The 26,571-nt window shown below is 47.4% G+C and carries 23 protein-coding genes and 1 riboswitch; of the genes, 9 read left to right on the top strand and 14 right to left on the bottom strand.

Going from position 1 to position 26,571, the window contains the following annotated elements:
* Window positions 1-14: 14 nt before the first annotated feature.
* Complete coding sequence (locus ACDE64_RS21810; protein ID WP_411348281.1) at window positions 15-1,355, top strand: glycosyltransferase; 1,341 nt, start codon at window positions 15-17, stop codon at window positions 1,353-1,355.
* Window positions 1,336-1,773 carry a disulfide bond formation protein B gene (locus ACDE64_RS21805; protein ID WP_411348280.1) on the top strand — a complete coding sequence of 146 codons (438 nt, stop codon included), beginning with the start codon at window positions 1,336-1,338 and terminating at the stop codon, window positions 1,771-1,773. Before ACDE64_RS21810 ends, ACDE64_RS21805 begins: the two co-directional genes overlap by 20 nt.
* Before the next feature lie 87 nt (window positions 1,774-1,860).
* On the opposite strand, the gene ACDE64_RS21800 is transcribed toward ACDE64_RS21805, so the two are convergent.
* From ACDE64_RS21800 to ACDE64_RS21785, 4 genes are all read right to left on the bottom strand, one after another.
* Window positions 1,861-2,442 carry an IS5 family transposase gene (locus tag ACDE64_RS21800; RefSeq protein WP_411348279.1) on the bottom strand — a complete coding sequence of 194 codons (582 nt, stop codon included), beginning with the start codon at window positions 2,440-2,442 and terminating at the stop codon, window positions 1,861-1,863.
* The gene (locus tag ACDE64_RS21795; protein WP_411348278.1) at window positions 2,354-2,578 is read right to left on the bottom strand and encodes a transposase; all 225 of its coding nucleotides are present in this window, start codon (window positions 2,576-2,578) and stop codon (window positions 2,354-2,356) included. Before ACDE64_RS21795 ends, ACDE64_RS21800 begins: the two co-directional genes overlap by 89 nt.
* A gap of 104 nt (window positions 2,579-2,682) precedes the next feature.
* Complete coding sequence (locus ACDE64_RS21790; protein WP_411348277.1) at window positions 2,683-2,838, bottom strand: CAT RNA binding domain-containing protein; 156 nt, start codon at window positions 2,836-2,838, stop codon at window positions 2,683-2,685.
* Window positions 2,839-3,206: 368 nt separating this feature from the next.
* Window positions 3,207-4,610, bottom strand: a complete 1,404-nt coding sequence (locus tag ACDE64_RS21785; RefSeq protein WP_411348276.1) for an MFS transporter — start codon at window positions 4,608-4,610, stop codon at window positions 3,207-3,209.
* A 108-nt stretch (window positions 4,611-4,718) separates the two neighbouring features.
* On the opposite strand from ACDE64_RS21785, the gene ACDE64_RS21780 reads away from it, so the two are divergent.
* Both ACDE64_RS21780 and ACDE64_RS21775 read left to right on the top strand, forming a co-directional pair.
* Entirely contained in the window at window positions 4,719-5,639 is a 921-nt protein-coding gene (locus ACDE64_RS21780; RefSeq protein ID WP_411348275.1) for a LysR family transcriptional regulator, read from the top strand.
* Between the two features lie 78 nt (window positions 5,640-5,717).
* Window positions 5,718-5,816, top strand: a riboswitch (purine riboswitch).
* A 143-nt stretch (window positions 5,817-5,959) separates the two neighbouring features.
* On the top strand, window positions 5,960-7,153 hold the full coding sequence (locus ACDE64_RS21775; RefSeq protein ID WP_411348274.1) for an MFS transporter: 1,194 nt from the start codon (window positions 5,960-5,962) through the stop codon (window positions 7,151-7,153).
* Window positions 7,154-7,327: 174 nt separating this feature from the next.
* Here the strand turns inward: ACDE64_RS21775 and ACDE64_RS21770 are convergent, their stop codons facing one another.
* Complete coding sequence (locus ACDE64_RS21770; protein ID WP_411348273.1) at window positions 7,328-7,696, bottom strand: GIY-YIG nuclease family protein; 369 nt, start codon at window positions 7,694-7,696, stop codon at window positions 7,328-7,330.
* 299 nt (window positions 7,697-7,995) lie between these two features.
* On the opposite strand from ACDE64_RS21770, the gene ACDE64_RS21765 reads away from it, so the two are divergent.
* A complete protein-coding gene (locus ACDE64_RS21765) occupies window positions 7,996-8,496 on the top strand; it encodes a DUF2087 domain-containing protein (RefSeq protein WP_411348272.1) in 501 nt (166 codons plus the stop codon).
* 84 nt (window positions 8,497-8,580) lie between these two features.
* On the top strand, window positions 8,581-9,366 hold the full coding sequence (locus tag ACDE64_RS21760) for a DUF2087 domain-containing protein (protein WP_411348271.1): 786 nt from the start codon (window positions 8,581-8,583) through the stop codon (window positions 9,364-9,366).
* A 407-nt stretch (window positions 9,367-9,773) separates the two neighbouring features.
* Here ACDE64_RS21760 and ACDE64_RS21755 read toward each other — a convergent pair whose 3' ends face one another.
* From ACDE64_RS21755 to ACDE64_RS21745, 3 genes are all read right to left on the bottom strand, one after another.
* Entirely contained in the window at window positions 9,774-10,250 is a 477-nt protein-coding gene (locus tag ACDE64_RS21755) for an AbrB/MazE/SpoVT family DNA-binding domain-containing protein (RefSeq protein ID WP_411344158.1), read from the bottom strand.
* 424 nt (window positions 10,251-10,674) lie between these two features.
* A complete protein-coding gene (locus tag ACDE64_RS21750) occupies window positions 10,675-11,355 on the bottom strand; it encodes a CidB/LrgB family autolysis modulator (RefSeq protein ID WP_411344157.1) in 681 nt (226 codons plus the stop codon).
* A complete protein-coding gene (locus tag ACDE64_RS21745; RefSeq protein ID WP_411344156.1) occupies window positions 11,352-11,723 on the bottom strand; it encodes a CidA/LrgA family protein in 372 nt (123 codons plus the stop codon). The genes ACDE64_RS21750 and ACDE64_RS21745 overlap by 4 nt, the downstream gene beginning before the upstream one ends.
* A 216-nt stretch (window positions 11,724-11,939) precedes the next feature.
* Between ACDE64_RS21745 and cidR the strand changes: the two genes are divergently transcribed.
* Window positions 11,940-12,824: a cidABC operon transcriptional activator CidR gene (cidR, locus tag ACDE64_RS21740; RefSeq protein ID WP_411344155.1), complete on the top strand. Its 885-nt coding sequence runs from the start codon at window positions 11,940-11,942 to the stop codon at window positions 12,822-12,824.
* Between the two features lie 172 nt (window positions 12,825-12,996).
* On the opposite strand, the gene ACDE64_RS21735 is transcribed toward cidR, so the two are convergent.
* Entirely contained in the window at window positions 12,997-13,902 is a 906-nt protein-coding gene (locus tag ACDE64_RS21735; protein ID WP_411348270.1) for a LysR family transcriptional regulator, read from the bottom strand.
* Window positions 13,903-14,059: 157 nt separating this feature from the next.
* On the opposite strand from ACDE64_RS21735, the gene ACDE64_RS21730 reads away from it, so the two are divergent.
* The gene (locus ACDE64_RS21730) at window positions 14,060-15,103 is read left to right on the top strand and encodes a 2,3-butanediol dehydrogenase (protein WP_411348269.1); all 1,044 of its coding nucleotides are present in this window, start codon (window positions 14,060-14,062) and stop codon (window positions 15,101-15,103) included.
* 221 nt (window positions 15,104-15,324) lie between these two features.
* Here the strand turns inward: ACDE64_RS21730 and ACDE64_RS21725 are convergent, their stop codons facing one another.
* From ACDE64_RS21725 to ACDE64_RS21710, 4 genes are all read right to left on the bottom strand, one after another.
* Entirely contained in the window at window positions 15,325-16,047 is a 723-nt protein-coding gene (locus ACDE64_RS21725; RefSeq protein WP_411350367.1) for an NPP1 family protein, read from the bottom strand.
* A 164-nt stretch (window positions 16,048-16,211) separates the two neighbouring features.
* The gene (gene kdgT, locus ACDE64_RS21720) at window positions 16,212-17,246 is read right to left on the bottom strand and encodes a 2-keto-3-deoxygluconate transporter (protein WP_411348268.1); all 1,035 of its coding nucleotides are present in this window, start codon (window positions 17,244-17,246) and stop codon (window positions 16,212-16,214) included.
* Window positions 17,247-17,318: 72 nt separating this feature from the next.
* Window positions 17,319-18,350 (bottom strand): tripartite tricarboxylate transporter substrate binding protein, encoded by a 1,032-nt coding sequence (locus tag ACDE64_RS21715; RefSeq protein ID WP_411350366.1) that lies wholly within the window; start codon window positions 18,348-18,350, stop codon window positions 17,319-17,321.
* Window positions 18,351-18,855: 505 nt separating this feature from the next.
* Entirely contained in the window at window positions 18,856-21,192 is a 2,337-nt protein-coding gene (locus ACDE64_RS21710) for an AraC family transcriptional regulator (protein ID WP_411348267.1), read from the bottom strand.
* A 348-nt stretch (window positions 21,193-21,540) separates the two neighbouring features.
* On the opposite strand from ACDE64_RS21710, the gene ACDE64_RS21705 reads away from it, so the two are divergent.
* Window positions 21,541-23,829 (top strand): ATP-dependent DNA helicase, encoded by a 2,289-nt coding sequence (locus ACDE64_RS21705; RefSeq protein WP_411348266.1) that lies wholly within the window; start codon window positions 21,541-21,543, stop codon window positions 23,827-23,829.
* 158 nt (window positions 23,830-23,987) lie between these two features.
* Here ACDE64_RS21705 and ACDE64_RS21700 read toward each other — a convergent pair whose 3' ends face one another.
* Window positions 23,988-26,552 (bottom strand): S-layer homology domain-containing protein, encoded by a 2,565-nt coding sequence (locus tag ACDE64_RS21700; RefSeq protein ID WP_411348265.1) that lies wholly within the window; start codon window positions 26,550-26,552, stop codon window positions 23,988-23,990.
* Window positions 26,553-26,571 lie beyond the last annotated feature (19 nt).

Below are 26,571 nucleotides of genomic sequence, written 5' to 3'. Positions count from 1 at the left end.
GGATGTGATTCAATATGTATACTATATACGATTTATACAAAAAACTTGAAAATCTACCACAAAGTCAACTAAAAAAAGATATTTCTTTAATTAAAACTGATTTAACTCAAATAAAATTAAAAGATGAGTTGAGTATGCCTTGTTTAGAAAATATCATATGCGAATATGACAAGACTTTTTATCCTAAAATAACAGCAGGTATAATTACGCTCAACGAAGAAAGATGTATAAAACGTTGCATAAATAGCCTTATTAATGAAGTTGACGAAATTATAGTTATTGATGGGGGCTCGAAAGATAACACACTAAATATTATTAAAAAAATGATTCCGTTTGAGAATGTTTACAAATATCTTTGGAGAAACGATTTCTCATTACAAAGAAATTATATATTTGAAAAAGCAAACTGCAATTGGATATTATTTATTGATTCTGATGAATATTTGCAAAATCAAAATAGTAGCGAATTTTCTTTGAAAAGTGCTCTGAGAGTTTTAGAGTATTTATCCAAAGATTTTTTAGAACATTGTTTTACATTAGATATTAGAAATAGCGATGGGAATATTGATTATGATATGAAGCGTATCGTAAATAAAAAATCGGATTTTAGGTTTTATGGTAAAGTTCACGAAGAGTTATTACGAGTAGATTCTAATATGAAAAGTACTCAATCTATATCTATCAATATGATTATAGAGCATGATGGATATGATATTGATGTGATAAAAATCAAAAATAAGCAAAAAAGAAATTTAAAATTACTTAAAGAAATGATACAGATAGAACCTGAGAATAAAAAATGGTTATTTTTGTATGCTAGAGATATGTCAATTAATCATCAAAATTTATTGCATTCAGATCAGCCAGCATTAGAAGAAATCTATGAAATAATAAATCATCTAGAAATGTATTTACGAGATCAAGAATCTGATATTTTTGTAAACTCCAACTATAACGCATACGCTCTATTTATAATATGTAATCAATATTTAAAATTAAATGATATTGCAGGATTTCAAAAATGGTTTACAGTGTTCAAAACCAGTTTCCCTCATTGCTCTGATATTGGATACTTAGAATTATTATATTTTAATATAGTATATAACTATAGAATAGAAAATAATATTCTGAAAATTGAAAAAGAATATATGAGTAAAGAAAGTTACAGTGTTGTTAATAGTACAAAAGATCATCTTCAATTTTTATTGCTATTGACAGCTGACAATAGCAATAATTTTGAAGCTATAGAAAAAATTTTTTTGAGACTGCCTCAAGAATCTATACTCAAAAAACAGGCTGAGAACTATTTAATATCCAAAATCGATAAAATAAAAAATGTATTATCAAGTATATAAATTGGAGGGTGAGCATGAAATGTTTTCTCAAAATAGATTATTTATAGCTTGGGTAATATCTTTTTTAGCAACTATAGGAAGTTTGTTTTTTAGTGAAGTATTAAAATTGCAACCATGTAATTTGTGTTGGTATCAAAGAATATTAATGTATCCTTTAGTAGTAATAATTTTAGTGGGTATATTGATCAAAGCTAATAATATTAAATTTTTTGTGATTCCGTTCTCAATACTAGGAATAATTATTTCGTCCTATCATATTATTATTCAGCAGATTAGTATTCCGGTTTTAAATGCATGTGATATAAATAACCCGTGTACACATTCGGGTTTTAAATTGTTTGGTGTATTTACTATTCCTATGCTATCTTTTATGGCATTTGTTAGTATAACTTTATTATTGAGTACCCGTAAAAAATAATGAATATATTAGGATGTGTCTGAAAACTAATGATTGAGTGAGTTTAAAAATGGAAACAGCATAAATAAACGCTAAGAAAGAATTTGCTCATTTGTCGTAACGCTTAGCGATACGGCGAAAATGCTTGCGTTTGTTAAAGAAACATTCTACTAAATGACGTTCTTTGCACAAATCCCAATCGACGTTCCAAGGACTTCGGCCATTGGCTTTCGGTGGGATGATAAAAGAAGCTTGTCTTGCGATCAAACATGTTCGAAAGGATTCAGAGCCATAGGCTTTGTCGCCGAGAATTCGGCTTCCCGCAATCTCTATACCTTGGAATAGTGCCGTGGCGGGCACGGAATCATAGACTTGTCCTCCAGTCAGTAGAAAAGCAAGCGCATTCCTCAAACCGGTTACCACCGTATGGATTGTAGTCGTTTTCCTCCACGACTCACCCCAATGTGTTGATGGATTCCCTGTCCTTTTGCGTTTTTTAGCACCTGCACTATGCTGATGCGCTCGAACGGAAGTAGAATCGATACTCAAGTTCTCAAAGTCGGGTTCCTTATGAAGATCTTGAAAAATAGAAGAGAAACGCTCAGTATCTCGCCAATTGGAAAATCGGCTGTACACTGTTTTCCAAGAGCCATACCTCTCCGAAGGTAAATCGCGCCCAAGCTTCGCCACTACGGGCGATCCAAAGAATCATATGTAGCGCAGTGCGAGAGGAAAGCTGAGGCGGACGTCCTGTACGATAAGATGGAAATAGATCTTGAATTTGCTCCCATTGCTCATCACTAAGTTCATGTCGTCTTGGAGTCATACGGATCGCTTCTCTTTTTTTTCTTAAGCGTATCATAAATCATTTTCGTTTTCAGACACGTCCTAGTTTGAATTAAATTATGAGTTAAAGATTTTCAACCCCCACTATCTACTTGTGTCCAGCTCTTGCAGATTTTTGGCGGCAAAGCCTAGACCCTTCCCCAGCAGCACATATTCCACGCTAGTTAACGCATCTGTCGCCATGACAATATTGTTGCCTACCACCCGATCCACCTGTAACATCCGCTGTTCTCTGTTCATGGAGACAATCACCTCTTGCTTGCAGAATACCACGCCAGACGAGGTTGGAAAAGAACAATGAAGCGCTGCAGACACCACATTATGCATTTCCTGCTCGCAATGGAACCTAGACACCCTGCCGAAACGCAAAAAAGAGCCAAGACAAAGGAGGCAGCACATACGATATACGTATGCGAGAACTACGCTCCGTTGCTTGGCTCATGCCCATTGCTGGTAACACGCCGATGTACGGTCGTTATGCGATTGGTTGCGATTTCATAAGTAGCATATAACGTATGCCCGTCATCGTCAATAACATTTGCATATTTTCATAATGAAAATCATTTTAGTCAAGTTGTGATGAAGATAGTCATGGTGATTGTGCAAGATCATTTTGATTTATGTTGTCCCTGCCTGTTTCTAGCTGAATTACTCATACGCTGGCGTCCATACAGCACAGCGCCGTACACCACTGCCAATCCTATCAGTACCATCGTCAACTCGTGAAAATTGTCTGCCGTAAATGCCGATCCTGCCATAATGCTGATCAACGTCGAAGCGAGAATGCCGCCGAAGTTACGCGCCATATTAAACAGCCCAGACACTACACCTACGACTGACTCGGGCGTTTCTTGCATCAGATCGGTCTGCATCGCCACATTGCTCAACCCGCTGCCTAAGCCAAACAACAGCAAGATTCCGCACGATAACCACAGCGGCGATTGTAGCTGCACTGTTAATAACAACCCTGCGCCGACGAACATTAACACAGCAGCCAGCCACAACATCACTCGAGACGAATAACGGCGAACACCATGACCCGCCAGCGCTGCTCCTACAACCGACGCCAGACCGAGCGTTAGCATAATGATCCCGGTATGCAGCGAATCCAATTGCACGACCTGCTGCAAGTACGATGGATAACCGAAAAAGAGCGCATAAAACAATATATTCGCGATCATAAATCCACCATTGATCCAGCTAAGCGCCGGAAACTCGGCAAAGGTACGCAGCGGAATAAAAGGCTGATCTACCTTCCATTCATGTCGCACAAGCGCAATCAGCAGTAGCAGTCCGCCCATCGTGCCGATGATATGGAGCATCGACCAGTGCGCACTGGATTTACCAGACAACAGACTGCCCAGCAGAATGATCAGTCCAGCGGCGAACAGTAGCACGCCGTTCCCGTCAATCTGTATCAACCAGTTACGCACCGACATCGGTGTTCGCTGAACTGGCGCTTCTACGGGCAGCAATTTCCATGCCATTACTAGACTGACCAGCATGACTGGCAAATTAACATAAAAGATCGACGACCATCCCCACCAGTGAATCAGCACCCCGCCAATAAACGGTCCAAGCGCAGCAGCTCCTGACTGAAATGACGAGATCATCGACAATGCCTGCTCCCGTCTATCGCTGACATGAAAGCGAATCAGTGCCAATCCGACTGTACTTGTCATGCCCGTGCCGATTGCCTGCGCAATTCGCATCGTAACGAGTGTTCCGAAATTAGGGGCAAAAGGTGCCGCCAGCGAAGCGACTAACGCAATGACCAATCCTAGCAAAAACAATCGTCTTCGTCCGATCAGATCACTCGATTTTCCAACAATCGGCTGTGCAATCGCACCGGAAATATAAAAAGCGAATACGATCCAGACGACCGCTGTCAGCGACAGTCCAAATGCCTGCTGCAACGATGGAATCGCAACCGCAATCATCGACGAATTTAGTGGATTGAGCATCATGCCAAGACTAATCGCCAGCACCATGCTATTACGACGTACTTTCATAAGCGTCCCTCCTCGTATCCTTGCATTCATCATAAAAGAAAGAGATGATTTACTCCAATGCATTTATATGTATTAATGAATGTATTCAAAAGAATAAGAGGTGTAGGCATGGAGCTGTTACAGCTGCAATATTTTGTCCGAGTTGCACATCTGGAGCATATGACGGAAGCGGCACAAAGTCTGTATGTCACGCAATCGTCGTTGAGTCGAACGATTCGGCGATTGGAGGAGAGTGTCGGTGTGCCTTTATTTGACCGAATCGGCAAAAAGCTCAAGTTGAATGCATACGGACAAGCCTTTTTACCACGAGCGGAAAAGGCGCTATTCGAGCTGGAGCAGGGGCGGCAGAAACTGCTGGATATGCGTCATCCGGAGCAGTCATCGATCCGACTTGCGGTGACCAATGCGAGTACGTTGCCGCAGATTTTGCAGACATTTCGTGAGCAGTATCCGCATATACCGTTTCATGTCCAAATGTGTGCGACCGACGAGATGGAGAGCTTGCTAGAGAAGGGGGACGTGGATATTGGCTTGGCTTCGCTACCAATTCATCGTGACACGCTGGAATACGAGATCGTATTGAACGATCCCATTCTAATCGCCATTCCCAATACCCATCATTTGGCGCAAAAACGTGTAAATGAATTATCGCTAAACGAGCTTGCTGGCGAATCGCTAATCGGTGTCAAACGAGGATATCATACCCGCGATCTGGTTGATCAAGCCTGTACAAAAGCAGGCTTCGTGCCGACATATATATTAGAGGGGAATGAACCAGCGCGTCTGGGTGCTTTTATCGAAGCGGGAATCGGTATCGGCTTTCTTCCGGCAACTGGAATTCAAACCGCAGATGACTTTAGCAGCAAGGTACGTTTGATGCCATCTCAGCCTCCATTGATGCGCCAGATTGTGCTAGTCTGGCGACAGGAAACGTATATCTCGCAGGCAGCGCAGGAATTTCGCCGAGTGGTGCGAGGGCATTTTGCAAAATCGGCAGAAAATCAAAAAAATTATGAAAATAACAGTTGAAATCCCATTTTCGATCTGGTAAGGTATGTAATGTTGATGTGACGTCCCATCAACGATCCACTTACAACTGAATGAGTTATGGAATTTATAATACATCGTGTATAACCTCAATAATATGGTTTGAGGGTCTCTACCAGGAACCGAACAATCCTGATTACTACAGATGGTGCATCGTCCGTGCATCCTGTCGTAATCAGGATTTTTTTATGGATTTGCAGGATTCCGGCACTCGCGTTTTGGAACATAAGCAGCGGTCTGTGACGACAGCCGTCTGCATGCATGTTATAAAAGAAACGTTCCATGCAAAGGAGAGAGACAGCTTGAATTTTAAAGTACTGATTTTGACGATTGCTACCTTTACGGTGGGATTGATTGAACTGATTATTGGTGGTGTGCTACCGGAGATTGCTCGCGATCTGAATGTATCGATCGGGACAGCCGGTCAGCTGATTACCATTTATGCACTCGTATATGCAATTTCGGGACCGACACTGCTGGCGTTTACTTCGCGAGTGGAGCGTAAGGCGCTCTATCTGTGGTCGATGCTCGCATTTACCGCTGGTGCGGTATTGGCGTTCTGGAGTCCGAACTATGAAGTGTTGTTTATTTCCCGTATGATCACCGCTGCTAGTGGATCGCTGATCACCACATTGTCGCTGACGATTGCGGTGAAAGTGGTTGCTCCACAATTCCGTGCACGTGTCATCGGTATTATCTCGATGGGGATTAGCTCGTCGATCGTACTCGGCGTACCAGTCGGTGTACTGATTCAAGAAGCCCTCGGCTGGCGCGTGCTGTTTCTGGCGATTGCGCTGCTGACACTGGTAGCGATGGTTATTATCGGGCTGTTCCTCGCTCCGATTCCGGTTGAAAAGTCGATGCCGCTACGAGCACAGCTAGCTTCCCTGAAAAATTCCAAAATCCTCAGCGCGCATCTTGTAACGATGCTGCTGCTGGCAGGTCACTATACGATGTATGCGTATTTGACACCATTTCTGGAAAGTACGATGAACCTGAACGCTTACTGGATCAGCATCGTTTACTTCGTCTTCGGTCTTGCAGCCGTTAGCGGTGGTATGATCGGCGGCGTGATGTCGGATCGTCTAGGCAGTAACAAAAGTATGCTTATCGTAACCGGTGTATTCGCTCTGGCGATGTTCGTATTGCCATTCTCGGCGAAATCGGTGTTTATTTTCCCGGTTGTATTGTTTATCTGGGGCGCACTGAGCTGGGCATTGTCTCCGGCACAGCAGAGCTACCTAATCGAAGTAGCACCGGAAACATCCGATATTCAACAAAGCTTCAACTTCTCCGCTCTGCAAATCGGTATCGCGATCGGCTCCGCATTCGGCGGAATCGTGATCAAAAATACTGGTGCAGTTACGATTAATGCCTGGGTTGGCGCAGGAATCGTCGTGCTGTCGTTCCTGTGTGCGCTGTATTCGTTATCGCGTCCAGCCGTGCCTGCATCGTCTTCGAAGGTGAAAGGTCAGACACCGGTACAATCTTCGTAAGATCATATTCAGGTGTATGATGATATAGATACAAACGTACAGGTTATAGATTACACGATCAAAATATGAATGCAAAATACCCCTTCCCATTGTGTGGAAGGGGTATTTTGTATGATTCTTCATGTAAGCATATTCGATCAGATTCCGATTCTAAAGTACGGTTCTTACTAAAGCTTATTGCTCAAGCGAAGGCTGCCGTTTATTGTATCCGCGTTCTCCGTAAGGCTGAAGCTTTGCCAACCACGGTTTCAGCATCTGTTTCTTTTCCCAACGTATATCCGTAACTTTATCCGTTTCCTTCTGCTCCAATACCTCGTAATGAAATGCTTCTTCTCCGAACAACGTCCAATCGTTTTGCAATCCGGCATTGGCGAATCGTCCTTGATTAAGTTGCATTGTTAAGGTAAACCATTTGTTTTTTAGATTGGGGTAGCTGTCTAGGTAGATTTTGCCGTTGATCGTATTCGCGATCTGGATGACGCCCATATAGGTTTTCATTTGCTTGTACTGCTCCTGTAATTCTTTTCGTTTTAACTTTTCCATTACAATTCCTCCTTCGTAGTGTACATATAATAGATGGAATAACACTTGTTTGTTTATTTTATAGACAAAATTATAATTTGACTATTTATTAACTAGATATTATACTCAGAATCACAATAAGTCAATGTAATAAGTTAATGCAATATGTAACCATTCCATTCCATATTCCGATGAGACAAAACAAGTCGAAGGTATTCATCGTGGCGCATACAATAGTGGATTTGGCGCTGGGTGTGGTAGCAAATCCGAATATAAGCGCAAATCATCAAGCCAATCACCAATAGAAGGAGTGTATAATAATGAATGAAGCAAACAATAGACAATCAAACGATCTGTCTAGACTAACCGTGCATGTATCTACGCAAACTACGAATGAATCTACACATGTGCCGAATATATCCAAACAAACGTCGGATACGTCTATATCCAAGTCATCGGCGTCTGCAAAACAACAGCAGAACCAGAACGAATCGTCTATCATGCCGATGCAAGAGACGGCGACGTTGGTCGATGATCGGTATACGATGACACAGCAGGAGAACGAATCGATATTGAAGCGGTATTTCAAAGACGGGCTAGATGGACGGTTGTCAGAGTTTCCGCGTAAGGAGAAGCGCAAGATTATTATTTTACGTCATCTGCTTCAACGATTTCAGCGTGGACGTCAGTATACAGAGCAAGAAGTGAATGAACGACTGGCAGCCGCTTTTGACGATTATGCGACCTTGCGCCGATATCTTATCATTTATGGCTTCATGGATCGGCAAGAGGATGGGCGTGCGTATTGGGTGAAGGAATAGAAGCAGTGGATTGAAGCAATACGAGCAATGTATGGTGCAGATCCAACAACATAGGAATGATAATTAACGAAGGGGCACATCATTATGAGTGAAATTACCGGCAAGCAGCAATCCGATCGGTTCTGGCAAGCTTCTCTGGAAGAATTGAAGCAAGGCTATATGGAGGAGCGGCAGACAGGACCATTTGGCGGCTTTGTTTGTCTGATCGATGGGCAAGTGTTTGAAAAAGGGCGGATCTATGAGCAGGATGGATACTTTTACGAAGCAGAGCGCTTTATGCAGCAGTATATCCGTATCAAGTATGTCTCCATGTTCCATTATCTGCTCACTCTGAACAAAAAGCTGACCGGGCTGACCGAGCTGCAATGCGAGTTGCTGCGTTCTTTTTATGAAGGCAAAAGCGATACCGATCTGGTCGCGGCACATGGCAGCAGCAAATCCACCATTCGCAATCACCGATTTGCTCTGCGGGAAAAGGCAAAGCAGGCGCGTGTACTGCTAGCGATTATGGAATTGTTGGAGCAGCAGAACGATGATCCAGCACCATTTATCGAGATCCATCGTACAGCGACGATGGTGGATGAGCGTTACAATATGACCGAGCAGGAAAATGCGGCAATTCTGAAGCAGTATTTCAAAGAAGGATTAGATGGGCGGCTATCCGAATTCCCGCGTAAAGAGAAGCGGAAGATCGCTATTCTGCGTCATCTGATGAAGCGGTTTACAAGTGGACGACAGTATACGGAAAAAGAAGTGAATGAGCAGCTGTCGGCGGCATTTGCTGATTATGTAACGCTGCGCCGGTATTTGATCGAATACGGATTTATGGATCGGCAGGAGGATGGCAGCGCCTACTGGGTCAAGGAATAAAGCGATTTTGGATACAATACAATAAGCATGGGATATCTCTACTTGCGATAAATACGGATCAACATAGTAGGCTTCATGTGATGGTCAGCCATACCAAGGGTAGAATAGATATGGTCTTCGTATATGATCTCAGCTTCTGCCTAAAGGTAAAGTTTCACAATATCGATAGAGAAGCGAATGTTTACAAAGAAAAAATTCTTTGCCAACGACAAACCCCACCTTTCCCGTGTGACGGAAAAGGTGGGGTTTGTTTGACTGTCCTTATTCTGCACAAACGCAGCGATTAATGGAATCGATACCAACCGCATATGCCGGTGGAGCCAGCCGAAGCTGCTGCCGTCATCCCTGGCGTTTGTTGACTACCCGTGGAGCGCTTGCGTAGTTGTGAAGCGGAATGAACCGAAGGATCAGCGTTCGTAATTGGCGGAACGAAGTTCCTTTTGAATCTGGCATACCCGACTTTGCGAGATGCCGAGAATACGTGCTAATTCATTTTGGGTGGCACCCGGATTTTCTTGCATAGCGTTTTCGACCTTACTCAGCATTTCCCCCCGTTTGCTGCGTGATTTTCTAAGCGATGATTGCAGATTGCGGTTCATAGCAGGTGTTTCTTTGGCTTCCTCCATTGGAGTATGCTGAGATTCGTCGCCCATCTGTTCAGCGCAATCGCCGCAGATGAATTGATCTTTGTAATACACGAGATCGTCGAAGCTGCCGCAAAAGATGCATTGAATGCCTTTGTGCTTACGGAAGATGATCTCCTTCTCTGTAATAAAGAACTCCATTGGATCGCTGATGCCAATTTCCATCGTGTCCCGGATTTCTTTGGGAATAACGATTCTGCCGAGACTGTCCAACTGACGTACCATACCTGTTTTTTTCATAATAAAGGTCCTCCGCTTTGGTCAGTTTAAATTGATTAACATTAGGCGTTGCATATTCATTTGTACCTGTTGGCTCCAGCAGCAGGCTGCCCTTATACAAATATACAACAATATTAGCATGAAATTCACCTTTCGGAATTGGATGTTCATAAAAATAATGGAAATTGTCATAATTCATACGCTAAACTAAAATGGGTAAAAATGGATTTAACAACGAGAAATACAGATTTTACCTTATAAAATAGGGGTTGTATTAATAGAATATGCTAACCGACTTGGTATTCTCTATATATTATAAATTTTAAATAAATTAATAAAAATTCAAATTAATGTATAAATAAATTTAAAATTATAGGAATCAAACTGTCATGATAAGATTATAATGTATATAGCGTAGTAAATATACAAAAAAATACTGCCCTTTTCAGGACAGCATTATGAATGTGAGTAATGGAGTTGCCGCCAGTGTAAATAAGGCGGATAAAATCATGGAAATACTAGAGATCGTACCGGTCAATGAACTAAGTTCAAATGCCTTCGATGTGCCCGTTCCGTGAGCGGCGGTTCCGAATAAAATGCCGCGCGCAATTTCGCTCTCGATGCGTAGCCATTTGACGATATACGGTCCCATCATACTACCGATCAAGCCGGTCATGATGACGAACACCGCGGTAATGGTCGGTACGCCGCCAATCGCCTGCGATACGTTCATGGCGATTGGGGTGGTGATGGAGCGAGGGATGATGCTGCCCATCAGATCGTGATCCAGATGCATCATGCGTGCCAGCAGTGCCGAGCTGCCAAGAGCGACGATGGAGCCGAACAGGACGCTGGCGATAATCTCGCCTGCATGTTTTTTGAGTGTATGCAAATTTTTATACAATGGAATGGCAAAGGCGATCGTTGCCGGTTGCAGTAACAGGGATAGCAGATGTCCGCCTTCGTTGTAATGCGTGTATGGAATGCGCATACTTAGCAGCACGATGACGAGCACGAGTGGAGTCGTTAGCAGTGGAGACAGATAGACGCGTGGGAAGCGACGGTATAGCTTTTTGGCTCCTGCGTAGATGATAAGTGTGGATAGCAGGAAAATGATACTGTTCATTCTGCGTGACGCTCCTTTCGTTTGGACATAATTGCGGCGAGCAAGCCTGAGCTTGCCATCACCAGCATCGTACTGAAAATAACGATTGCCATAATGCGAACGCCGTCTTGCTCCAGCATCGGAATGTAATTCATAACGCCGACCGCAGATGGGATGAAGAAGAGCAGCAGCTCTGCCAGCAGCCAGCTTGCTCCGATGTCCACCCATTCCAGCTTGATGACGCCGGATTGCAGTAGGATAAACAGGATGGCGATACCGAGAATGCTACCGGGAACAGGCAGGTGCAGCCAGTTCACGAGCAGATTCAACAATTGCGAGAAGCCCATCAGCACAGCGACCTGTAAAATGCCTTTCCCTATAGTTTTCATAACCTACATCCTTCTTTCTATAGTTAGCAGGCTTGATCAGCCCTAGGTTTGGAATGATGAAACCGGCGCAGCTGATGTCTGCATGCGATCCGCCATACCGGTTAATATGAAAAGTTTACATCTCTTTCTTTCATAGGTAAAATTCATATATGGCATGAAATGTATTCCGTTTTGGAATGTTCGATATAGAGGAGAGGATAGAAGGAGGAGGAACAATTGGATATTCGGCATCTGGAGTATTTTATGGAAGTGGTACGAACGGGCAGTTTCACCAAAGCGGCAGAAGCGCTGTTCATTACGCAACCGACGATCAGCAAGACGATTCGCTCGCTGGAGGAAGAGTTGGGCGCGCCGCTATTTAATCGGATTGGACGGACGGTGGAGCTGACCGATGCAGGGCGGGTTATTGAGCAGCAGGCGCAAACGATCGTGAAGTCATTTCAAAGTCTGTCATCGCAGCTGGACGATCTGCGTAATCTGGAGAGCGGGCATCTGCGCATCGGATTGCCGCCGATGATCGGATCGCGCTTCTTCCCACAGATTATCGGGGAATTTCATCAGCTATATCCGAATGTGACGATTCAATTGTTTGAGGATGGTGGGAAAAAGGTAGAAAGCGATGTGGTGAACGGCTCGCTTGATATTGGTATGACCGTATTGCCAGTAGCAGAGAATGTACTGGAGCATTTTTCCTTTCGAGAGGAAAAGCTGAATCTGCTTGTGCCGACGACGCATCGATTGGTCGGGCGCAAGCAGGTGGAGATGAAGGAGCTGGCGGAAGATTCTTTTATTATTTTCCGTGAGGACTTCACGCTGCATGGGCGGATTATCGATTCGTGTATCAAGGCAGGCTTTCAGCCAAGAGTAATCTATGAAAGTTCGCAATGGGATCTCATTAGCGAGATGGTTGGTGCGGGACTCGGTATCGCGTTATTGCCGGAGACGATCTGTAGTCAGATCAATCAGGAGCATCTGCACATCATCCCCGGTATTCAGCCGGTGATCCCGTGGCAGCTTGGTATGATCTGGCATCGGGAGCGGTATTTATCGTTTGCTGCACGCGAATGGCTGCGGTTTACGCGTGAGAAGATGCGGCAGTAGTGCTAGTTATGTTGGGAGTGTCATTAGGCACTTGCACAGGCGAAGCTTGGTAGTTAAGCTTCGCCTGTTCTCTGTTCTCTGTTCTCTGTTCTCTGTTCTCTGTTCTCTGTTCTCTGTTCTCTGTTCTCTGTTCTCTGTTCTCTGTTCTCTGTTCTCTGTTCTCTGTTCTCTGTTATAAATGCGCCATCTCAATCGCCTGCCGAAAACGGGTGGCAAAGCGCTCTGCACCCGGACTGAGCGGGCGTGCTTGCGACTGGACAAAGCCGATCTGCATATCCGGTTGATGAATATCGGCGATCTCGATAATTTTGATGCGACCTGCCTTGTACAGTGGATGTTGATACAGGGAAAAGTCATGCCCGATGCTGGCGGCAAGACCGCTATCCATCGTGCTCGTAATCGCCTCGGAGTTGTTCGTCCAGAACAGAATCGACAATGCGCCATATGTATCCGTGAACCGATCTACAAAATCATGCACAAATCGGTCATTGTACAGCGCCAGCTTGTGCTGGATCAATTGCTCTGGGGTCACCCGGCTATACTGTGCCAATTGGGAATCTGGATGCGCACCGATCACCAGTTTGCCGGTATACATCGGACTGAAGCGCAGTCCATTCAACCCGGAGAGCTGCTGGTTGTAAATGGCGATAAACCCAAGCTGGGTGCGATTCTGACGAATGTCCTCCACGATGTCCATCGAACTCTTTTCCTCAATTGAGATGTCGAGACCCGGATACTCCAGCTTCATATCTGCTGTCGTCTGGATCAGATACGGCATCACACTAGGAAAGGTAGCAGCATGGATCGAACCGCTCAATTGCCCGCTCTCCTCTCCAGTCAGGCGCATCAACTGCACACGCTGTAAAATGTCGATTGCCTGCTCGATCAATGCTTTGCCTTCTTCGGTCGGAATTGTGCCCTGCCGTGAACGTTCGAAGATCGTCAGCTGCAATTCCTGCTCCAAGCGCTGTACCGATTGACTGATTGCCGACTGGGTCATATGCAGCTGCAATGCAGCGGCGGAGAAGGAACGCGTTTTGGCGATTTCTACGATATATTCTAGCTGCTCCAGATTCATATGCTGTTCCCCTTCCATTATTTTTACTAATGGTTCTATTAATATCTATTATTATAAATGATATTGTATTGGCGATATAATAAAATTTGAACAATACGGATTGAGTACAATCCATCATTTGAATAGAGTCCATAGAATGCAAAAGGAGATGTATATCATGAAAGCAGCAGTCTGGTATGGTGAGAAGGATGTGCGAGTCGAGGAACGCGAGGTGCGTAGTGTACAAGCGGGTCAGGTGAAGATCAAGGTTGAATACGCGGGTATTTGTGGTAGTGATCTGCATGCGTATCATCATGGCGTGGGAATTCAGGAAGGGCAGGAGCATCCGTTATCCCATCAAAAGGCGCCGCTGACACTTGGGCACGAGTTTGCCGGAACGATTGTAGAGCTAGGTGAAAATGTAAGCGGAATCAATGTGGGTCAGCGCGTTGTAGTGGAGCCGTTGTATCATTGCGGAGTATGCGAATATTGTCTGCATGGACAGTACAATCAATGTGTAGATTTTGGCTTTGTCGGTTTGAACAGTGATGGCGGCTTCGCTGATTATGTCGTAGTGGAAGCGTATATGGCACATCAGATCCCGGATGAGGTTTCTTTTGAGGAAGGCGCGCTGGTCGAGCCGACAGCGGTAGCGATGCACGCGGTACGGCACAGCAGCCTCAAGGTCGGACAAAAAGTAGTCGTATACGGCGCTGGTCCAATCGGTCTGCTAACCGTGCTATGTGCCAAAGCCGCAGGAGCGTCACAAATCTTCGCTGTAGACGTATTCGACGAGCGTCTGGATCTGGCGGCAAAGCTTGGCGCGATTCCGGTCAATAGTGCCAAAGTGAATGCTACCGAAGTAATTAGCCAGCAATCGGGTGGCATTGATATTGCCTTTGAAGCGGCGGGTGTACAGCCAACGATGGACAGCGCGGTATCAATTGTGAAAAAAGGTGGACAGGTAGTTGTCATCGCTGCCATTTCTAAGCCGTTGCAAGTGGACTTTTTCCAACTGCTAGTGAAGGAAGCGACGATTACCGCAACGCTAGCATACCGCCACATTTTCCCGGAGATTATTTCGCTAATCGCTGCTGGCGCGCTGGATGTGAAGCAGGTCATCACACACACAATCAAGCTCGATGATATTGTGGAGCAAGGGTTGGAGCTGCTGCTCAGCGATAAGAGCCACGCGAAGATTCTAGTAAAAATCGGCGACTGATTGGAAATAGCTTGTACTGCCTACAACAACAAAATATACAACATACCATCGCAATCACAAAATTGTACACGAACAGTGTACAATCCAAGCTAGTATGGTATACCAAAAGCCCGGATGCGTGTTGATACGCGACATCCGGGCTTTTTGGTAGTGCAGAATTGGAGATGTCCATGCCTGTGATATGCGTATCACGAGCTGCATCATTCAGGCAAACTTCCGGCTTATTTGAACCATGCCTTCTGCAAATTCGTATTAAAATTCGTATCATTCAGCGGCACATTGGCAGAGCCAAAGTCGGTCGTATTCAGCGCTGTCCGTGCTGCCGGAGTCAGTTGCTCCCAGTTGATCAACGGCTGTGTACCGCCCACATCGGTTACGCTGAACAAGGAATGATTGAGGGGCCACACGCTGCGGTAGCCGATGAGCGCATGATTGCCGCTCATATTGCTGCTTGTCGGTGCTGCATTCAGCAGATCGCCATGCTGCGAATAAGAGATGGATTGTACTTTGGGGCTTGCCACTGCCGGATTATCAATCCAGATCACGGCAGTTTCCCAGTCATGTCGATGACCAAGCCCTGGAGAAGACTCATCCTTTGGAAAATACCACGCATACATAATCGCCCAGACCCCGTTATACCAGCCGGAACGAGCATAAATTTGCCCGGTGCTTTTACTGCTCTGACCTTCGGATGCACCTGTCGGCTGCAAGCCGCCGCTCGTATTGCCCTGTGCATCGACTGCCGGAAAGGGCACGCTGCCGTTGTACACCTTTAGAAACGGTTGAAACGTTTTGGCAGCTTTTTGCGAGTCGTTGGTCGGTGTAACTTCGCTGAAGCCAACCACTTTGTCGTGGTCGATGACCGCCGCGTGCGCAGATGGCACTGGCATGACAGCGGTAAAAGCAGCAGCCGTCAGGGCAGTCGATAATAACAGTTTGCTCATTGCATGTTTCATATGTATCGCCTCCAGAGATCATTTTCCAATTTCCAGCAATATTATCCAGTTTGGAGGCGAGGCTGTCCATATGAATATACGGAGCAGAGGATAGCGTTAAACGGTTGTGAGCCGAATCTAGAATGAATATTAGCTAAGATTCGTGTTGCATCTTACGTATGGCTGCGGGCATTACGAAGCTTGACCTCAGCGTCTGTCGGTTGCAGGGGAGTATCCGATGCTGCTTGCAGATGACCATGCTTTTTTTTCATATGCTTCGCCCAGTATGCAGTCAGGATCGGTACTACAATGGAAGTCACAATAACCGACGCGGCTACAAGGGCGGTTGCCGATTGAGCCGCTGGTAGAAATTCCGGTTTCATCGTCGCTACAATGACCGGGTTGGCGACTGCGGCACCGGCGGTACTGGAAGCAGCAAGACCTGCCGTACCGTTACCGCCGCCGATCCAGCGATCCGCCAGCATGAGCGGGATACCAGTAATGATGATAACTGCGATCCCCAGTACAATGCCGAGCATCCCTGTTTGTGCAATCACGCCTAGATCAATCGTACAACCAAGCGCAAAGCCAAAGAACGGAATCAGTGTCTGCGTTGCCTTGCCAAAATACGCGCGTAGATCATGATCCAGATTCCCTAGCAAAAAGCCGACCAGAAACGGCAATACCGCTCCAACGAATGTCTGTGGTTCGAATACCGCCATGCCTGTACTGCCAAGAATCAGCATCGTGACCAACGGTCCAGATTCTAGTGACATGAGCACAAACGCTCCGGCTTCTTCCTTACTACCATACTGCTGCATAATGGACGCATACAGTCCGCCGTTGGTCATGTCCATCGCTGCAATAAGTGCCAGCACCGATAATCCGGCGAAAAATCCAGTCTGAACACCGCCCGTCGGTAAGAATTGCGCAGCAATCATCGCTACCACCCATGCGACCGCAATTTTGGTTAGCACGAGTGTACCGGATTTGCGCAGCACGGTACCGGTAGCACGTACATCAATCGAAGCACCCATACAGAAAAACCAGACTGCCAGAATCGGCACCGTACCGGTCATTAACCCTTTGGTAAACGAGCCAAAGTATTCGCCAGCTCCCGGTGTGAACGTGTGCACTAATGCTCCGATGAACAGTGGCACCAGCATCATACCACCGGGGATTTTATCGATAAAATATTTGATTCTCATCGTTAATTTGTCCTTTCGTGTACCTTGCCTTCACAGATCTGTCTGCATCTGGCGACACGAAGCAGCGCATATTCACGGCTGCCCTGCTTCATTGCGGCTTAGACCAAGCTCGGGAATTAATCTGGCATACCGTTCGTGACTTTGCCTGAGCTGCTGCTCCCATTCGTCACTGCTACGTACGCGCAGTCCGAGACCGGCATCTGCCATCTGTTCGCGAAATGCTGGTTCACCAGTACCGCGGGTGAAGGCATCGGCAAGAATGTGTACAATCTCGTCAGGTGTATCTTGCGGCACCGCGAGTCCACGCCAAGTGCCGTTAAAATCCGTCGTATATCCGGTTGCTTCTTGCAACGTTGGAATTTGCGGGAAGACTTGCGACCGCTCATTGCCATTAATAAATAATATGCGTAGCTTGCCAATATCCACATCCTGCTTCACTTCGGCAGGGCTGACTGGCACCGCATCGACAAAGCCGCTATCTAGCGCGGATACAGCAGGTCCAGCACCTTCATATGGAATATGGGTAAAGGTCACATGCGCGGATCGTTCCAGCATGGCGGCAGCGAGGTGCCAAATGCTGCCGGTGCCTGCATTGCCCATGCGCAGTTCGCCGGGATGAGTGCGTGCATAGGTGAGAAATTGCTCCGCAGTCTTCCACGGTGCATCTGCCCGTACCGTAATGGCGGACGGATCGGAATTCGTTTGCATAATCGGTTTGAACTGACGATAATCCATCGGCAGCAAGCCCATATGAGGTAATGTAGTCAGCTCGGCAACCAAATAGGTGACGGTATATCCGTCTGGCTTGGCGCCCGCGCCTTCCATCAGACCGATTGCCCCGCCGCCACCAGTGCGGTTTACCACATGAATGGGCTGGCTTAGATACGGCTGTGTTGCTTCTACTAGCGCTCGCGCAGTAATATCTGTACCACCACCGACCGCATACGGGACGACAAGTGTAATGGGCTTTTGCGGATAATGTCCGTCCGCCTGCCCGGAAAACGGAAATACCGGCGACCATCTACCTGCAAAAAAGGTAATCAATCCGATCACCAGTCCCGCCGTTATGATGATGCCTGCCGTTCGGCGGAGTCGTCTATTCATTTGGAATGATAATTTGAACAATGGGATACACCCTCATTTCGATTGCCACTAGAAAGCTACTCTCGCTATTCTGTTCCAATAATGCTAAGAGTGAAGCGTATGCTTCTATTTGTATACTCCCATCGTTGATCGTATGTGGATATCGTATATCCTATGTCAATACGATCAACGATGGGAGCATGCCGGATCTAGTGGCAATGGGATTATTCACCTCCCGCAGATTGCTGTTGTCCGTTTGCCATATCAGCCAAGTGCACATTCTGTTCACCTTACGATGTCAAAGTGTGACGAGATCATAGGCTCAACGGGTACAGTCTCAGTGTAGTCTGCGGTCAGAGGTACATCTATATTGCATTTTGCCATCATGTACGCCAAAACGCCGACGTGGCGCGGGTTTGGAAGATGTGCATACTGTCTGGTCAATCTGCATATGCACGATATGGCTTGCTTGAAAATTGATTGTGTAGCTTGCCCAGCGATACTGCCCACTCTATGCCGGGGCTGCTTAGTGCTGTTCCCGATATTTGCCCGGTGTGGTGAATTTGTATTTGCGAAAGGTACGGATAAAGCTGTTCTCGTTCTGGTAGCCGACCTTGTGAGCGATATCGGCGATTTTCAGATTGGTATGACGCAGCAGCTCGCACGCATGATCAATTCGCAAGCGGGTCAAATAATCGTAGATCGTACTGCCGGTTTGCTCTTTGAACAGCTGGCTAACCGAGGACACGCTTAGTTGCACTTGCTCTGCGATATCCGGTAGCCCGATGTTGTCATCCAAATGCTGCTGCATATAGTCGCGAATCGTTTGGATGATCATCTGCTCACGCGAAGTACGGCGCGTAGTGGAATGTTGTTCCAGCTCATGCAATAGCTGCTCCAATTGCTGAATAATCTCATACAGCTCCAATGTAGATAGCAGATGCACCGGATCATATGTCCATTCGTCCGGTATATTCAGCTGGAATCGAACAGCAGCAGTCACCAATCGCTCCAATAGATCGTACAATCGCGGATATACACGTTCTGGTGCTGGATGAGTTTGAACAATCTCGTTCAACCCATTTCGTATTATAGGCAGTAGCGAATGGATATCATCTTGTTCTGACAGCGTTACGAGCGCATCTCTCCATTCCTGCTCGGCTGGCAGAGATGAAGCAGTATCAGCAGTATAGGTATGCACTTGTCCATACCCTGCGTACAATCGCTGTGCAAGCACCTGTGAAGCCGTTTCACAGCTAATTGATACCTCTTGTATAGACTGCATCTGTGTACCGATTCCGGCGGAAAGCGATATACGTAGGTGCTGCCTTGCTGCTGCAATAATGTCATATAAATCAGGCTGTAGCTGGTGTTCATATGCCTGCTCATGATCACTGTCATATTCACGATCATAGTCATGGGCAGCCGGCTGCTCTGCTGATACAGTATGCGTGACATCGGGTTCTTGTACAAAAGTCGCATCCGGTTGAATGAGTACAATACATTGATCTCGCTCACTGCCCACAATGACGAGCCGCCAGTGTGGGCGCAGAATCTCACTGATCAGATTGTGCAGCGCATAGTGAAGTAGCGTGCGGTCGTCCTCGGAATATTGCCTTGCCCACTGGGCATACCGATCAATCGATAGCATCACGATATAGAGTGGAGCAGGTTGCCAGCTGGCGAAGTATTGCTCCCATTTGGCACGGATATCGCGACTGCCGATATGTTTATGTAAAATGTCCTGTACATATTTGCTCTGCAATTCCGGCAAGCTGCGTTCTGCCAGCACATCCTTGCTATGCGCATCACCAACAAGACGTCCGATGATATGCTCCAACTCATGCAGACTGGTGCGGCGTGGATGCTCCTGCTCTGGTTGGAGCAACGTGCTGATCCGGCGCAGCGGGCGAAAGGCGGCATAGCTGTAGTAATACATGACGCCGCAGCCGATCACGATGGAGATGGCGGAGAGCAGTAGCATCATATTGCGAGCGAGCCGAACATGTTTGAGTAGTTCCTCCATTGGTACGAGCGAGACAAGTCGCCATCCGGTCACATCGGAAAAGCTCTGATTTGCCATATAATCCTGTCCATTTAGCTGCACATAGGCATACGGCTGTACACCTAACGTTTGTAATACCTGATCCATTCCGTGATCATCGACTGTCTGCTCCTGCTTCGGATAGATTAAGCGTCCGTCCAGATCGTACACCATCTGCGCACTGGACAGATGCACGTAAAAGTTGGAAAAGAAGCGGTCGTAATCAAGATTGACCAGCACTGCGCCACGCACTTGCCCGTGTACGACGACTGGGCGTGCCAGTGATAACAGCATCGTATTGCCCTGGGCTGCATCTCGTCCCTGCCAGCGTCGTTGGATTAACAGTGGGCGTCGCTGCACTTGCCGAATAGAATCCATCCATGTATTGTCAGGCGCTTGTTGCCAGCTTTGCCGCTTGTGGTCACTGGACAATACCGTTTCGTCCGCAAAGCGAATCAATTGAATCGATGAGATGCCTTCGGTCGATGATAACGTTTGCAAATAACTTCGCAGATTGGAGGACGTCGTGCCATTTTCATTGGTATCATTCATATTGCTCAGCACATCTGGCTGAAATGACGCATCCACCGCCAGATTGTCGAACTGGCGAAAGGCACGGTTGGTCACATCCAGATTGATTTGCAGCAGTTCGATATTCGGAATATTCAGCTCACTGTCTAGCTCCTGCCGATAGCGGGAATACGAGAACAGACCAATGGATGAGATCAGCAGTGACAGGCATAGCGTCAGCAGCAGAATGAGCCGAGTTTGCTTGTTACGTAATAGAAAGTGCAGTCGAAGTCGAAGCATTGAAGTCATGAAGCAGAATCATCCTTCCGCATACAGGGTAAAGAGATGCAGTGGCATCCTGTACGTTATCTTAATTTTTATCCATATTATCCATCTTTTACTATTATAAATAAAAGTATCATACTGGTCGAACCTGACACTGCGCTATGTCTTTTGATGCTATGATGATGGATAAATATTGTATGTTTATGAATATTGTGCGACGTGGCAAAGGATCAAATCTGGTATGATGAGAAATGACGTTCCTGTCGCTGAAAATATATAGTATCGATAGTAATCTACTGAATCATTGTATACACAAGTCCACTCTGAGTGTATCCAATAAACATATACAATACAGAAAGGAAGGTGCCGCCCATGACAACTCTGATCGAGATTCCAGTGCGACCGCTAGTAGAGTATGTGTACCGGACGGGCAGTATCGAATCCGGCTTCCGGGTGGCGCAGTCGATGCAAGAAGGCACGCGCATTCACAAGCAGATTCAAGAGGGCTACGACGAGCACGGGGAAAAGGAAGTACATCTCAAAATCGAGATTCCGTTCCGCGATCTGCTGTTCCGTATCGAAGGCAGATGCGACGGCATGTGGACGGATGAAGCTGGGCTGTTAACGGTAGACGAGATCAAGTCCACCTCGATCTCTGCCGAAGATATTGGCGACGGACGCGAGGTACACTGGGCGCAGGCGCAGATGTACGGGCATATTTTGGCAGAGCAGCGTGAGCTGGAGCAGATGCGCGTACAGCTGACGTATGTGCATAAGAGCAGCGGACGGGAGACGAAGCTGGAGCGTATTCGTACGCGGCAGGAGCTGAAGGATTTTGCGATGGATACGATTGCCCAGTATGCACCATATGCAGAGATGCTGGCTGAACACCGTCGCCGCCGCAATGAGAGCATCGAAGGGCTGCCATTTCCGTTCTCCGGCTACCGTTCCGGGCAGCGGCAGTTTGCGGGAGCAGTATACAAAACGGTCGGGGAGAAGGTCAATCTATTCGCCGAAGCGCCAACCGGTACAGGCAAGACGATCTCGACCTTATTTCCAGTCATTAAAAGTATCGGGAACGAGCGCGCCGAGCGGCTGATGTACGTGACCGCCAAAACGGTCACCCGTGCCAATGCCGAGGATGCGCTAGGGCGGATGCAGCAAAACGGATTGCATCTGCACGGTGTGACGATTACCGCCAAAGACAAGGTTTGCTTTTGCACGGCGGATGGCATGAATGGTCGCGAGAATTGTGCCTACACGGATGGTTACTACGACCGGATTAATGAAGCGATTCTCGATATGCTCACCAACGAGACGCTGATGAATCGCGAGATCATCGAGCAATACGCGCAAAAGCATATGATTTGTCCATTCGAGCTGTCACTGGACGCTTCGTATGCGTCGGATGCGGTCATTTGCGATTACAACTACGTCTTCGACCCGCGTGTCTCACTCAAACGATTGACCGACGATCAGCGCAAAAACACCGTCCTGCTCGTCGATGAGGCGCATAATCTCGTCGACCGCGGACGGAATATGTTTTCCGCTCAGCTGACCAAGTCGTCTTTTCTAAATCTAAAACGGGACTTCCAGACGTCATCCGATCCACTATCCAAAATCGCTGGTGCGATCAACGCCTACTTCTTGCGCTTGCGCAAGCAGATGGGTGAGAAGGATATGATCAGTCGCAGTGAAGCACCGGAGGATCTGTTCAAGCTGCTGGAGGAGTTTGTGATTCGCGCCGAAGTCACACTGCTGGAGCAGGGCGCGGACGGTGAGATTGAATTGTTGCTGGAAACATATTTTGCGACCCAGACATTTCTACGTATCGGGCGGCTGTACGATCTGTCCAGCCATATTACGTATGTGGAGGTGGACGGCAGCGAGGTGCTGCTGCGTATGTTCTGCATCGATCCGTCACTGCAATTGCGCCAGACGGCAAAAGGCTATCGCTCGGTCATTCATTTCTCGGCAACACTATCGCCGATTCGCTATTACCGCGATATGCTGGGTGCGGAGGAGGACGATTACAATATCTCGATTCCGTCACCATTTTCACGAGAACAACTGGAAGTGCGAATTGTGCCGCTGTCGACCCGCTATCGGGATCGGGAGAAAACGCGAGATGAGCTGGCACGGCTGCTAGCGGAGCTGGTCAACGGACGTAGTGGCAATTATCTCGCCTTCTTCCCGTCGTATCAGTATATGCGTGATGTGCTGGAAGTCTTTGAGGCGCTGGAGCCGGATAGCGATATTCTGGTGCAGCAGTCGAATATGGCGGAGGAGGAGCGAGACAAGTTTCTGGAAGCGTTCCGCCCAGATCATACGCGCACATTGACTGGCTTTGCAGTAATGGGCGGTATTTTCAGTGAAGGTGTCGATCTGGCAGGCGACCGGCTGACTGGTGTTATTATCGTCGGTGTTGGCCTGCCGCAGCTTGGACCGGAGCGTGAGCTGATTCGTGAGCATTTTGCACGGGAAGGGCATAGCGGGTACAACTATGCGTATGTATATCCGGGCATGAATAAAGTACTGCAAGCAGGTGGACGTTTGATCCGTACCGAGCAGGATCACGGGCTGCTGATGCTAGTGGACGACCGATTTTTGCAAAATCCATATGCGCAGCTGCTGCCGCCAGAGTGGAAGCCGGAGCGCTGAATAATAATCGTCACAAAAAATCCCCCGATACTATGAAGCGTATCGGGGGATTGTGCTGTACTTCTGATGCAATGGGTATTACTTAATGAATGCTTGTACAACTAGGCGTTTTGTGTGGAAAATGAATATCCGTAATATCCGCAATGTTATGAATGGATTTACTCCGAAGCCTTGTTAATTGCGTCGTATGCCCAGTGTTGCGGCGTTACGTCTTTCCACGAAGATGCGGTGCCGGAGGTGGAAGTGCTGCTGCTTTGAATACGATTCAGCACAGTAACGACTTCAGCACGAGTAACCGGTTGGTTCGGATAAAATTTGCCGTCCGGGAAGCCTTTCATCAGACCGGCGGAGACGACTTTGTTAATATCGGATGCTGCCCAGTTGCTCTGTACATCGGCAGGCGTTGCAGCGGAAGTATCACTGCTGTCCAGGCCTTTCCAGCGCGAGATCAAGGAAGCGAGTTCAGCGCGAGTCAATGCTTGTCCCGGTTGGAAGCTACCGTCTGGATAGCCCTTCATCCAGCCATTGGTTTCTACCAATTGAATCCCATTCGATGCCCAGTAGGAAGCAGGAACATCTTTGAAATTAGCGGTAGTACTATCGCTGTTATCGCCGATCAGACGTTGCAGCATCACAGCCAGTTCTGCACGGGTCACTTGTTGGTCTGGACGGAAGGTACCATCCTCATATCCTTGCACATAGCCTTTGCGAACAACGGCTGCTTTGCTAGCAGCACTGTTATCTGCGGCTGTAGAAGTTTTGGCAGAGGTGTTGGTTGCTTTGGTCGTATCGGTCGTTGCCGGAGTGGTTACACTGCCGGATGTGCCGGAGCCGGAAGCAACAACATCATCCAAGCGGGATGCACCTGCGCCATCACTACCGCTACCGCCGTCAAAGATGACCGGAATGCTAGTTGTTGGATCGACCGGCAACTGTGGCAGGAACGGGAAGGTGATCGTAATCGGTGCTTCGGCAGGTACATACGTGTCACTTACCGGTGTACCCGGGAATGGTGTGCTGCCCGGTGCAGGCTCTGTACCCGGTGTCGATTCGCCAACTGGTGGTGCTGGAACGGTTGCTGGATCGTCCGTTGCAGGCGTTCCCTGTTGCGATGGAGCTTGCAGAGACGCTGGAATAATGTCAACGTTGTACGTTTTGGAGCGTCCGTTAGGAGCAGTGACTTTCATTGCTAGTGTCGTCAGATCGTCTGTCAACGGAGCGGTGTATTGCAGTTCACCAGTGCCATATACTTCATCTGTAACGGCAACGCCATTCACAGACAGTGTTGCATCATGATCATATACGCTGGCAAATACGGTTATATTGGAAGCATCCGCGTTCATGCTAGCAGTGTACGATGTTACATCTGGTTGGAACGAAGGTTGCAGGGTGCCGTTTTGCAGCGACAAGGCTGTCAGCTCGGCGCTCTGTTCCGGTGCAGTCGCATGAATGACAAAGGTCTTTTCAAATGTGCCGCCTTCCGGTCCGGTCACTCTCACGCGGATAGGATAACTGTTCACGCCACGTACTAGAGTGTTGGATACTTCCAGTCGGTTGTTGTTGATGTCAAAATAGCTGTTGCCTTCGCTGCCTTCACCGGATACGAGGCTGAAAATAAAGGCGTCGTCCGGGTTGCTGCTCGTTGCGCTCAATTGACCAACGAATGTACCAGCAGTAGAATCCCAAGTCAGTGTATCGTTAGACAGCGCGATATCGGTTGGCAGGTCTTCTGGTGCGGTTTGGTAATCGGCATGGATCGCAGACAGAGCAGCATTCATATTCGGATCAACGCTGCTGTAGAAGACCAGCTCTGTTGATTTGCCCGGTTCCAGATCGCCAGCGTTAAAGGTAAGCGTCAGCCAGTCATCCGCCAGCTGTGCATCGGTATGCTGTCCGCCATCTGCGCGGAACGCAGGCTCGCTGTAAGCATCGCGGCTGAAGCCGACAGATGCTTGTGCACGCTTGTCGCTTGCTACATACATAAATACGTTATCGCTCACATTGCCCATCGCAACGGCGATCGCATCGGAATCTTGTGGTGGATTGGAAGGAACCCAGTTGATGGTGCTGTTATCGCTGTTCAGGTCAGCATCCATATCGGGATCAAGGAAGCGCATATAGTGAACATCGTAAACGGAGTCGGTTACGCTGGTGTTGGTAAGAGTAATGGTGGTTTTATAGAAGGAATCTCCTGGTTTGAATGAAATGGTTTGATCTACTCCAAGCGCGTTATCTAGCGTTTTGCCGACGGTGCGAGCGGCAAGTTGGTCATCCGAGGATATATCTTGCGTAGTACCGGGGATTTCGATATTGCCGTTCAGTTCTTCATTGATAAAACTTTTGGCAGATGTACTAGAGGGTTGTGGTTTATATCCGACGATAAAGCCTTCCGATGGACTGCCTGGCAGTACATAATCTCCACTGCTCATGTCCTTGCCAGTATCGTAGCCGTCGCTGTCGATATTCAATCCGATGGTTTGACGAAGCTGTCCGGGGTGAAAGCCGCCCGGGCTATTGCTGGATGTTCCCAGCGTACCGCTGCCCGAAATGCCCAATTCCATATATTGACCGCCCAAAAAGGTATCTTGACCGACTTGTCCATGATGGGCGATGCCCTCGGCATGAATCGGTAGAGACGGCAGTAATAACAGAATAACCAGCCAGCCGCATGCGCCACGTTTGAACGTTCTATGTTGATGCGAACGCAGCTTGCTCTTTTTCATTTTCATATACCTCCTTATA

This window comes from Paenibacillus sp. WLX2291 (genome assembly GCF_046603665.1).
Taxonomy (GTDB): domain Bacteria; phylum Bacillota; class Bacilli; order Paenibacillales; family Paenibacillaceae; genus Saccharibacillus.
This window is presented reverse-complemented; position numbering and strand designations above follow the sequence as displayed.

What these genes read in the sequence shown, in the direction of transcription:
- ACDE64_RS21710 (WP_411348267.1), bottom strand. Translation starts at nt 21,192, where the DNA reads ATGACTTCAATGCTTCGACTTCGACTGCACTTTCTATTACGTAACAAG.
- ACDE64_RS21780 (WP_411348275.1), top strand. Translation starts at nt 4,719, where the DNA reads ATGGAGCTGTTACAGCTGCAATATTTTGTCCGAGTTGCACATCTGGAG.
- ACDE64_RS21745 (WP_411344156.1), bottom strand. Translation starts at nt 11,723, where the DNA reads ATGAAAACTATAGGGAAAGGCATTTTACAGGTCGCTGTGCTGATGGGC.
- ACDE64_RS21770 (WP_411348273.1), bottom strand. Translation starts at nt 7,696, where the DNA reads ATGGAAAAGTTAAAACGAAAAGAATTACAGGAGCAGTACAAGCAAATG.
- ACDE64_RS21805 (WP_411348280.1), top strand. Translation starts at nt 1,336, where the DNA reads ATGTATTATCAAGTATATAAATTGGAGGGTGAGCATGAAATGTTTTCT.
- ACDE64_RS21715 (WP_411350366.1), bottom strand. Translation starts at nt 18,350, where the DNA reads ATGAATAGACGACTCCGCCGAACGGCAGGCATCATCATAACGGCGGGA.
- ACDE64_RS21785 (WP_411348276.1), bottom strand. Translation starts at nt 4,610, where the DNA reads ATGAAAGTACGTCGTAATAGCATGGTGCTGGCGATTAGTCTTGGCATG.
- ACDE64_RS21725 (WP_411350367.1), bottom strand. Translation starts at nt 16,047, where the DNA reads ATGAGCAAACTGTTATTATCGACTGCCCTGACGGCTGCTGCTTTTACC.
- ACDE64_RS21705 (WP_411348266.1), top strand. Translation starts at nt 21,541, where the DNA reads ATGACAACTCTGATCGAGATTCCAGTGCGACCGCTAGTAGAGTATGTG.
- kdgT (WP_411348268.1), bottom strand. Translation starts at nt 17,246, where the DNA reads ATGAGAATCAAATATTTTATCGATAAAATCCCCGGTGGTATGATGCTG.
- ACDE64_RS21795 (WP_411348278.1), bottom strand. Translation starts at nt 2,578, where the DNA reads ATGACTCCAAGACGACATGAACTTAGTGATGAGCAATGGGAGCAAATT.
- ACDE64_RS21735 (WP_411348270.1), bottom strand. Translation starts at nt 13,902, where the DNA reads ATGAATCTGGAGCAGCTAGAATATATCGTAGAAATCGCCAAAACGCGT.
- ACDE64_RS21755 (WP_411344158.1), bottom strand. Translation starts at nt 10,250, where the DNA reads ATGAAAAAAACAGGTATGGTACGTCAGTTGGACAGTCTCGGCAGAATC.
- ACDE64_RS21700 (WP_411348265.1), bottom strand. Translation starts at nt 26,552, where the DNA reads ATGAAAAAGAGCAAGCTGCGTTCGCATCAACATAGAACGTTCAAACGT.
- ACDE64_RS21810 (WP_411348281.1), top strand. Translation starts at nt 15, where the DNA reads ATGTATACTATATACGATTTATACAAAAAACTTGAAAATCTACCACAA.
- ACDE64_RS21790 (WP_411348277.1), bottom strand. Translation starts at nt 2,838, where the DNA reads ATGAACAGAGAACAGCGGATGTTACAGGTGGATCGGGTGGTAGGCAAC.
- ACDE64_RS21750 (WP_411344157.1), bottom strand. Translation starts at nt 11,355, where the DNA reads ATGAACAGTATCATTTTCCTGCTATCCACACTTATCATCTACGCAGGA.
- ACDE64_RS21760 (WP_411348271.1), top strand. Translation starts at nt 8,581, where the DNA reads ATGAGTGAAATTACCGGCAAGCAGCAATCCGATCGGTTCTGGCAAGCT.
- ACDE64_RS21730 (WP_411348269.1), top strand. Translation starts at nt 14,060, where the DNA reads ATGAAAGCAGCAGTCTGGTATGGTGAGAAGGATGTGCGAGTCGAGGAA.
- ACDE64_RS21765 (WP_411348272.1), top strand. Translation starts at nt 7,996, where the DNA reads ATGAATGAAGCAAACAATAGACAATCAAACGATCTGTCTAGACTAACC.